Annotated in this window: 7 protein-coding genes; 6 read left to right on the forward strand and 1 reads right to left on the reverse strand. The window is 65.3% G+C overall.

Annotation, left to right across the window (positions count from 1 at the left end):
• Positions 1 to 52 precede the first annotated feature (52 nt).
• Together Q1J79_RS04175 and Q1J79_RS04180 are read left to right on the forward strand one after the other, a co-directional pair.
• Positions 53 to 850 (forward strand): FTR1 family protein, encoded by a 798-nt coding sequence (locus Q1J79_RS04175; protein ID WP_300296920.1) that lies wholly within the window; start codon positions 53 to 55, stop codon positions 848 to 850.
• Positions 851 to 1083: 233 nt separating this feature from the next.
• Positions 1084 to 3039: a methyl-accepting chemotaxis protein gene (locus Q1J79_RS04180; RefSeq protein ID WP_300296922.1), complete on the forward strand. Its 1956-nt coding sequence runs from the start codon at positions 1084 to 1086 to the stop codon at positions 3037 to 3039.
• Positions 3040 to 3122: 83 nt separating this feature from the next.
• Here the strand turns inward: Q1J79_RS04180 and Q1J79_RS04185 are convergent, their stop codons facing one another.
• Positions 3123 to 3413: an SCP2 sterol-binding domain-containing protein gene (locus Q1J79_RS04185; protein ID WP_300296924.1), complete on the reverse strand. Its 291-nt coding sequence runs from the start codon at positions 3411 to 3413 to the stop codon at positions 3123 to 3125.
• Between the two features lie 206 nt (positions 3414 to 3619).
• Between Q1J79_RS04185 and Q1J79_RS04190 the strand changes: the two genes are divergently transcribed.
• The 4 genes from Q1J79_RS04190 to Q1J79_RS04205 form a co-directional block, all read left to right on the forward strand.
• Positions 3620 to 4507, forward strand: a complete 888-nt coding sequence (locus Q1J79_RS04190) for an SDR family oxidoreductase (protein WP_300296926.1) — start codon at positions 3620 to 3622, stop codon at positions 4505 to 4507.
• Positions 4508 to 4511: 4 nt separating this feature from the next.
• Complete coding sequence (locus tag Q1J79_RS04195; RefSeq protein ID WP_300296929.1) at positions 4512 to 6131, forward strand: acyl-CoA carboxylase subunit beta; 1620 nt, start codon at positions 4512 to 4514, stop codon at positions 6129 to 6131.
• A gap of 33 nt (positions 6132 to 6164) precedes the next feature.
• Positions 6165 to 7322, forward strand: coding sequence for an acyl-CoA dehydrogenase family protein (locus Q1J79_RS04200; protein ID WP_300296932.1), 1158 nt, complete (start codon positions 6165 to 6167; stop codon positions 7320 to 7322).
• Between the two features lie 90 nt (positions 7323 to 7412).
• Positions 7413 to 8982 (forward strand): acetyl/propionyl/methylcrotonyl-CoA carboxylase subunit alpha (locus Q1J79_RS04205; RefSeq protein WP_300296935.1); only part of this gene is annotated, 1570 nt, incomplete at its 3' end.

Raw genomic sequence — 8982 nt, forward strand, 5'->3', positions numbered from 1 at the left:
TTCGCAATAGCGTCGCCATGCCCCGCCTGAACATCTGAGGAGAGCCGCCGCCATGCTGCCGGTCGCTGTCGAATCGTTTTTCATCGTGCTGCGCGAGGGGCTTGAAGCCCTGCTGGTGATTGCGGCTTTGGCCGCCTTCCTGCAGCGCGCCGGCGAGGGCCATCGCCGCATCGCCCTGCTCTGGGGCAGCCTCGCCGCCCTCGCGGCCAGTCTGGTCGCCGCCTGGGTCTTTTACGAATTCTTTGGTGGCGCGCATGACGATCTCACCGAGGCCATCGTGATGTCGGTGGCGGCCATGCTGCTGCTCTATGTCAGCGGCTGGCTCTGGCTGCGCCAGGACCCGGCGGTCTGGAAACAGAGATTACAGGCCCAGACCGAGCAGGCATTGCGGGTCGACGGGCCCTGGCTGCTGGCCGGCATCGCCTTCCTCGCCGTGTTCCGCGAAGGGGCCGAGACGATCCTGTTCCTGCATGCGGCCATGGCCAATGCCGAGGCCGGCGCGCAAAGCGGCGTGCAGGGCATGCTGCTGGGCCTGATTGGTGCCGCGCTGGCGCTGGCGCTGATCTATCTGGCGATGACGAAACTGGCCCTGCGCCTGCCGCTGCGCCCGGTTTTCGCCGTTACGTCCGCCATCCTGTTCCTGCTCGGCCTGCGTTTCATCGGCGGCGCGCTGCTGGAATTCCAGGAAATCGGCTGGCTGCCCTACGACGATGCCGGCCTGCCGGCCTGGGCGGTGCAGGCGGGCTTCAATCCGACGCTGCAGGCGCTTGGTCTGCAGGCGGCCCTGCTGGGTGGCGCGCTGCTGTTCATGGGGATGCAGAGCCGGGCCAAACGCCGCGCGATGGCGTAAGGCATGCGGACATGCCGGACGGCAATCCCCGTCCGGCATATACCGTCCGTCCGCATCCTTCGCGTGCATCGCGCGCAGCGCCGGATTCCGCCGGGCATGACGTTACCAATTAATAACGCTCAAGCTATTGGGGCGCCGTGCTAGACGGATTCCGCCCGGCTTAAGGAGCGTGAGCCCCGTCGTGTTCACCTCCCGGCTGTGCTCGTTCCGCTCACACCCGCATCAGCCCCAGCATGTCCATAAAAACCAGAATCCTCGTTGCCCTCGCCATCATCCTCGGCATCACCATCGCCTCCTCGCTGGTCAGCCTGATCAGCATCCGCAGCACGGTCAGCAACGTCGGCAGGATGGATGCCGCCGTGCAGCAGATGGTCAGCGCCGAGGTGCCGCTGATCGGCATCATCAAGGACATCCAGGTCAATATCGTCCAGGTGCAGCAATGGCTGACCGACATTTCGGCCACGCGCGGACAGGACGGCCTGGATGACGGGTTCAAAAAAGCCGAGGAGCAGGCGTTGGCGTTCAGCGCCAATATCGCCAGGGCGCGCGAGCTGGCCACCATCCTGCGGCTCGACAACGTGCAGAGCCAGCTGGCCGCGCTGGACGCGGCGTTTCCCGCCTATTACGCGGAAGGCCGCAAGATGGCCGAAGCCTATATCGAAGGCGGTCCGGCCAGCGGCAACAAGCAGATGGGTGATTTCGACGCCGCGTCCGAGCGGATCGCCACGGCGTTTGGCGCGCTGGGCGACAGCATTGCCGGCATCACCACGCACGACCTGGATGATACTCTCGCGCTTGGCCACGAGGTTCGCGCCGCCAATGATCGCGTCGGCATGATCATCCTGATCCTGGCCGTGCTTGGCGCCGTCATCATCCTCGCGATTGCGGCCTGGGCCTTCCTGACCCTCAAGCAGGCGCTGGACGGCCTGCAGCACGATGTCGGCGTCGTGATGGCCGATCGCGCGGATGTCATCCTGCGGCTGTCGCCCGAGCGGCGCGACGAGCTTGGCCCCGTGGCGGCGGCGCTGGCGCAGTTCGTGGCCAGCCGCGCGGAAATGCAGGCCCTGCAGCACCAGCAGGAAGAGGAGCGGGCGCGGTTCGCGGCCGAACGCGCCGCCCAGGAACAGCATTTCGAGCAGGCCATCGGCCATATTGTCGACCGCGCCGCCAATGGCGATCTGTCCGCGCGCGTGCAGACCAACAATCTTGCCGGCGTACTGCAGCGCGTGGGCCGTTCGGTCAACGACATGCTGAGCCGCACCCAGGAGGTGGTGGCGCAGATTGCCGGGATGACCAAGGCGCTGGCCCAGGGCGATCTCAGCCGGCGCATCACCGGCGATCATGGCGGCATCTTCGCCGAGCTGAAGGACAGCACCAACAGCATGGCCGAGACCCTGCGTGGTCTTGCCGGGAATCTGTCGACCTCGGCTGCCGAGCTGCGCCAGACCTCGTCGGAAATCTCGTCCGGTTCGGAAAACCTGTCGCGCCGCACCGAAAGCCAGGCCGCCACGCTGGAGCAGACCGCGGCGGCCATGCATCAGGTGACCGCGACGGTGAAACAGAATGCCGACAACGCCCAGGCCGCCGACCGGCTGGCGGCGGCCGCGCGCGACACCGCGCGACGCGGCGGCGACGTGGTGGGCAATGCGGTGGCGGCCATGACCGGCATCGAGCAGAGCGCGCAAAAGATCGGCGACATCGTTGGGCTGATCGACGAGATCGCCTTCCAGACCAATCTTCTCGCCCTGAATGCCTCGGTGGAAGCGGCCCGCGCCGGCGAGGCCGGCAAGGGTTTTGCCGTGGTAGCCCAGGAGGTGCGCGCCCTGGCGCAGCGCTCGGCCAATGCCTCGAAAGACATCAAGGCGCTGATCCAGGCCTCCACCAGCCAGGTACGCGAGGGCGCGCAGCTGGTCAACCAGACCGGCGAATCGCTGGGCGAGATCGTGCAGGCGGTCGAGAAGGTGACCGCCATCGTCGCCGAGATCGCGGCGGCCTCGGGCGAACAGTCGCGCGGCCTGGAAGAGGTGAATATCGCGGTCGGCCAGATGGATGAGCTGACCCAGCGCAACGCCGCCCTGGTGGAGGAAACCCATGCCTCGGCGCAGTCGCTGACCGACATGGCGAAGGGACTCGGCGAACTGGTCAGCTTCTTCCGGCTCGGCGGCTTGGGAAACAGCTCCGCCAGCTGAAGCGGAACGGCCGCTTCCGCAGAAGACAAAAAAAGCCGGACGGCATCGCTGCCGCCCGGCTTTTTATCGAATGAGGCCTGCGCTCAGCCGAGAATCGACTGCAGCTTCATCGCCACGCCCATGTTGCCCTTCACCTTCAGCTTGCCCATCATGAAGGCGGTGGTGGGGTCGAGGTCGCCGCTGCTCAGCGCGACGAAATTGTCCATCGAGATGGTGATGGTGCAATCGGCTTCCGAGTCCTCGTTGCTCACGGTGCCGGCATTGCCGTCCACGAAGATCTGGCCGTCATCGCCGAAATCGAATTTCACCGTGGCGTCGATTGCGCCCGGCTTCACGCGCTGGCTCATCTGCTGGGTGATCTGGTCGAGCGACATGTGGCCTCCCTGGCTCGTTTGAATCGCTGAAGAAAGATGCAGAGGTTCCGCAACGGAATTGACTCGCGGGAATTGACGCAACGTCAACGGCCATGCGGCTTTGGCGGCACCCTATATTGACGTTTACGTAAGCGTCAAGTAGCGTCGCCTTAACGCAGAAAAACATCACACGCAGTCGCCTAGACTGTGACCAGGGAGCGAAACGGATGCCGGCAGGTTCAGGGCCGTATCGATCGGTATTCCGCGATGGTCTGTTCGCCGGCCAGGTGATCGTGGTCACCGGTGGCGGCTCGGGCATCGGCCGCTGCACCGCGCATGAGCTGAGCCATCTGGGCGCGAAACTTGCGCTGATCGGCCGCAAGACCGAGAAGCTGCAGGCCGTGGCCGATGAATTGCGCACCGATAATCCCGGCTGCGAGGTCGACATCTTCTCCTGCGACATCCGCGAGGAAGAGAAAGTCGCCGAAACCGTGACGGCGATCCTCAGGCGCTTCGGCCGCATCGACGGCCTGGTCAACAATGCCGGCGGCCAGTTCCCCGCGCCATTGGCGCAGATCAGCCAGAAGGGCTGGGATGCCGTGGTGCGCAACAATCTTACCGGCGGCTTCCTGATGGCGCGGGAATGCTACACCCAATGGATGGCCGATCATGGCGGCGCCATGGTCAACATCGTGGCCGACATGTGGAACGGCATGCCCAATATGGGCCATTCCGGCGCGGCGCGCGCCGGCATGGTGAATTTCACCGAGACGGCCGCCTGCGAATGGGGCGTCTCGGGCGTACGGGTAAATGCCGTGGCGCCAGGCTGGATCGCGTCCTCCGGCATGGACACCTACCCGGACTGGATGAAGCCGCTGATCCGCGGCATGCGCGACCATGTGCCACTGCAGCGCCTGGGCACCGAAGCCGAAGTGTCGGCCGCCATCGTCTACCTGCTGTCGCCGGCGGCGGCCTTCATCTCGGGCACGACCCTGCGCATTGATGGCGGCGTGCCCAATGCGCGGCGGCATTATCCGCTGCCCAAACATGACAAATCGCAGGCCTTCGACGGCTTCCACCGTTCGGTGATGCCGAAAGTGCTGCAGGAGAAATAATCCAATGGCGGTGCTGCGCTCGCAGGTCGATACGGGGTCGGAAGCTTATCAGCAGAACCGCGCCGACATGCTGAAGCTGGTGGAAGGTTTCCGCGCCCTGGAGCAGCGCGTGCGCGATACCTCCGATGCCCGCAAGCCGGTGTTTGAGAAACGTGGCCAGCTCGGCCCGCGCGACCGGCTCGCCCATGTGCTGGACCGTGGCGCGCCGTTTCTCGAGATTTCGACGCTGGCCGGCTACAGGATGCATGACGACGACGGCGCCGAGAATATCATGGGCGGCGGCTTCATCGCCGGCATCGGCTGCATAGCCGGCATCCGCTGCATGGTCACGGCGTCTGACTCAGGGATCAAGGGCGGTACCATCGCGCCGATGGGCCTGCGCAAGAGCCTGCGCGCCCAGGAAATCGCCATGCAGAACAAGTTGCCGGTGGTGAATCTGGTGGAATCCGGCGGCGCGAATCTGAATTACCAGGCTGAGATCTTCGTCGATGGCGGACGCGGCTTCGCCAACCAGGCCCGGCTGTCGGCCGCCGGCATCCCGCAGATCACCGTGGTGCACGGTTCTTCCACGGCCGGTGGCGCCTATGTGCCGGGCATGAGCGATTACGTCGTGGTGGTGAAGGGCAGGGCGAAGATTTTCCTGGCCGGGCCGCCGCTGTTGAAATCCGCCACCGGCGAGATCGCCACCGACGAGGAACTGGGCGGTGCCGAGCTGCATGCGCAGGTGTCCGGTGTGGCGGAATTCCTGGCCGAGGACGATGCCGATGGGTTGCGCATCGCGCGTGAGATCCTGGCGCGCCTGCCCTGGAACGAGCGCGGGCCGCAACTTCGGAAAAAAAGCTGGACCGCGCCGCTGTATGACCCAGACGAACTCTGCGGCGTGGTGCCGGTGGATTACCGCAGGCCCTATGACGTGCGCGAAGTGGTGGCCCGCCTGGTGGATGGCAGCGAGGCGGTGGATTTCAAGCCGCTTTATGGCCCGCATACCGTCTGCCTGCAGGCCGCCATCGAAGGCGAGGCGGTGGGCATCATCGGCAATAACGGCCCGATCGACACCGAAGGCGCGGTGAAGGCGGCGCAGTTCATCCAGCTCTGCGACCAGGCCGACATGCCCATCGTGTTCCTGCAGAACACCACCGGCTACATGGTGGGCAAGGAGGCCGAGCGCGGCGGCATCGTCAAGCATGGCTCCAAGATGATCCAGGCCGTGACCAATGCGCGCGTGCCCAAGCTGACCCTGCATATCGGCGCCAGTTTCGGCGCCGGCAATTACGGCATGTGTGGTCGTGCCTATGATCCGCGCTTCATCTTCGCCTGGCCGAACAACCGCATCGCGGTGATGGGGCCGGAACAGGCCGCCGGCGTGCTGGCCATCGTGGCGGAAGAAAAATTCCGCCGCGCCGGCGCCGAGGTGGATGCCGCGGTGATCGAGGGCATGAAGGCCAAGGTGGTGGCCAAGATGGAAGCCGAGAGCACGGCGCTGTTCGCCACCGCGCGGCTGTGGGACGACGGCCTGATCGACCCGCGCGACAGCCGCCGCGTGTTGGGGATGTGCTTAAGCGTCTGCCGCGAAGGCGATGCAAGGGTGACCAAGCCGAACGCCTTTGGCGTCGCCCGCATGTGACAGAACAAAAAGAAAGATCGAGGAGCGCTGGGAATGGACTTCACGCCGGAACACAAGAGCATCCACGACAACATGAAGAAATTCATCGATGCGGAGATCAACCCGCATGTCGATGACTGGGAAAAGGCCGGCATCTTCCCCGCCCATGAGCTGTTCAAGAAAATGGGCAACATGGGTTTCCTCGGCATCAACAAGCCGGTGGAATATGGCGGCCTGGGGCTGGATTATTCCTATCACATGGTGATGACCGAGGCGCTGGGCTACATCAATTGCGGCGGCGTGCCGATGGCGATTGGCCTGCAGACCGACATGGCGACGCCGGCGCTGGCCCGCTTCGGCTCGGATGAACTGCGCAAGGAATTCCTAGTGCCCAGCATCAGCGGCGATTACGTCGCCTGCCTGGGCGTTTCCGAGGTCGGCGCCGGCTCGGACGTGGCCGGCATCAAGACCACGGCGAAGAAAGACGGCGACGACTACGTGATCAATGGCGGCAAGATGTGGACCACCAGCGGCACCCAGGCCGACTGGATGTGTCTGCTGGCCAATACCGGCGAGGGCCCGGTACACCAGAACAAGTCGCTGATCTGCGTGCCGATGAAGACCAAGGGCGTGCAGGTGGCGCGCAAGCTCGACAAGATGGGCATGCATTCCTCCGACACGGCGCAGATCTATCTCGACGACGTGCGCGTGCCGCAGCGTTATCTCATTGGCCAGGAAGGCCATGGCTTCATGTACCAGATGGTGCAGTTCCAGGAGGAGCGCCTGTGGGCCGCCGCCTCCAGCCTGATCGGCCTGGAGCGCCTCATCGAGCAGACCATCGAATATACCCGCCAGCGCAAGACCTTCGGCCAGCCGATCCTGGATAACCAGGTGGTGCATTTCCGCCTGGCTGAATTGCAGACCGAGATCGAGCTGCTGCGCGCGCTGACCTATCGCGCCGCCGACCTGCTGGTGAAGGGAGAGGACGTGACGCGGCTGGCCTCGATGGCCAAGCTGAAATCCGGCCGGCTGGCCCGCGTCGTCACCGATGCCTGCCTGCAATATTACGGCGGCATGGGCTTCATGAACGAAACCCCGGTCAGCCGCGCCTATCGCGACACCCGCCTGGGCTCGATCGGCGGCGGCGCCGACGAGATCATGCTGGGCATCATCTGCAAATACATGGGCATCCTGCCGGGCAAGAAGAAGTGAGCGGATCTCGGCACGCGCACCCTCACCCCGACCCTCTCCCGCAAGCGGGAGAGGGAGGGCCCCGCCGCGAAGCGGTGGGAGGGTGAGGGCATGGCTGTGACGAAACCCTTCGACACCATTCTGATCGCCAATCGCGGCGAGATCGCCTGCCGGGTGATCCGTTCGGCCCGCGCGCTGGGTTATCGCACCGTGGCGGTCTATTCCGAGGCCGATGCTGGCGCGCCGCACACATTGCTGGCCGACCGTGCGATCTGCATCGGGCCGGCGGAAGCGAAGCAGAGTTACCTCAGTATCGCGGCGATCATCGACGCGGCGCGGCGCACAGGGGCGCAGGCCGTGCATCCGGGCTACGGCTTCCTGTCGGAAAACGAAGCCTTCGCCCAGGCCTGCGCCGATGCTGGCCTTGTCTTCATCGGGCCGCCGGCATCGGCGATTGCCGCCATGGGCAACAAGGCAGCCGCCAAGCGGCGCATGATCGATGCCAAAGTGCCCTGCGTGCCGGGTTACCAGGGCCCAAGTACTGATTCTGGCCAGAGCGATGCCGTCCTGCTGCATGAAGCGGAAAGGATCGGCCTGCCGGTGATGGTGAAGGCTGCCGCCGGCGGCGGCGGGCGCGGCATGCGGCTGGTGCGCCAGCATGCCGAGTTGCTGCCGGCCATCCAGTCGGCACGCTCGGAAGCCGAAAACGCCTTCGGCTCGCCCGAGCTGATCCTGGAAAAGGCCGTGGTGGATGGCCGTCATGTGGAAATCCAGGTTTTCGCCGATGCCCATGGCAACGTGATCCATCTGGGCGAACGCGACTGTTCCGTGCAGCGCCGGCACCAGAAGGTGATCGAGGAAGCACCCTCGCCGGCCGTGACTGCCGAGCTGCGCGCGCAGATGGGCGCGGCGGCCGTGGCGGCGGCAAAGGCGATTGGCTATGTCGGCGCCGGCACGGTGGAATTCCTGCTCGATGGCAACGGGCGCGACTTCTATTTCCTGGAAATGAATACCCGCCTGCAGGTGGAGCATCCGGTGACCGAGATGATCACCGGGCTTGACCTGGTGGCCTTGCAGATCCGCGTGGCCGCCGGCGACCGGTTGCCGCTGGCGCAGTCAGATGTTCGGCTGAATGGCCATGCCATCGAGGTGCGGCTTTATGCCGAGGCACCGCACAAGGGTTTCCTGCCGCAGAGCGGTTTGCTGGCACTGTGGCAGCCGCTGGTAGGCGAAGGCATCCGCGTCGATCACGGATTGCACGAAAGCGGCCAGGTGATTTCGCCCTTCTACGATCCGATGATCGCGAAGATCATTGTCCATGGCGCCACCCGCGAGGAGGCGCGGCGGCGCCTGATCGTTGCGCTGGAACGCTGCGTGGCTCTGGGGATCGAAACCAACCGCGGCTTCCTGATCGATCTGCTGCGGCATGCCGACTTCGCCGCCGGCCGCGCCACCACGCGTTTCATCCCGCAGCATTTCGAAACGCCCGCCGCGCCGGTCGCCGACGATACGCTGCTGAACATGGCCGCCCTGCTGTGGTTCGAACGCGCGGCTGCCTCCTGCGGCCATGATCCGGCGACAGGCTGGTCTTCCACCGGGCGGCTTGGCTCGCCGGTACTGCTGCAACATGGCGAAGCGAAAGCAAAGCGGGTTGTCGCGCCGCTGGGCGGCGACCGTTATC

Source organism: Ferrovibrio sp., assembly GCF_029255545.1.
In the GTDB taxonomy this organism is placed as follows: Bacteria; Pseudomonadota; Alphaproteobacteria; order Ferrovibrionales; family Ferrovibrionaceae; genus Ferrovibrio.